We start from the raw sequence: 508 nt of genomic DNA on the forward strand, positions 1-508 counted from the left end.
CGGGAACGCCGTCGGTGGACGTCCGGTCTCGCCATGCGGGCGGGCCGGTGGCGGGTCAGGCGCTGCGGTCGAGAGCGCGCAGGCTGCGGTCCGTGATGGACCGCGCGCCGCGCCCTATGGCGATCGTGCCGGACTGCACGAGCTCCTTGATCCCGTACTGTTCGAGCATCTTCAGCATGGCGGCCAGCTTGTCGCTCGAACCGGTGGCCTCGATGGTGACGGCCTCGGGGGAGACGTCCACGGTCTTGGCGCGGAACAGCTGGACGATCTCGACGATCTGGCTGCGGGTCTCGTTGTCGGCGCGGACCTTCACCAGCACGAGCTCGCGCTGGATCGCGGCGCCGGGCTCGAGCTCGACGATCTTCAGGACGTTGACCAGCTTGTTGAGCTGCATCGTCACCTGTTCGAGCGGCAGGTCCTCGACGTTTGCCACGATCGTGATGCGCGAGATGTCGGGGTGCTCGGTGTCACCGACCGCGAGCGAGTCGATCTTCAGGCCCTGGCGGGG

1 protein-coding gene is annotated in these 508 nt (G+C 68.1%); it reads right to left on the reverse strand.

Annotation, left to right across the window (positions count from 1 at the left end; genetic code table 11):
• Window positions 1–55 precede the first annotated feature (55 nt).
• A partial coding sequence (gene ilvN, locus I7822_RS29655) for an acetolactate synthase small subunit (protein ID WP_207982568.1) occupies window positions 56–508 on the reverse strand: 453 nt, incomplete at its 5' end.

Origin of the sequence: Metabacillus bambusae (assembly GCF_017497975.1) — a bacterium.
In the GTDB taxonomy this organism is placed as follows: Bacteria; Bacillota; Bacilli; order Bacillales; family Bacillaceae; genus Metabacillus; species Metabacillus bambusae.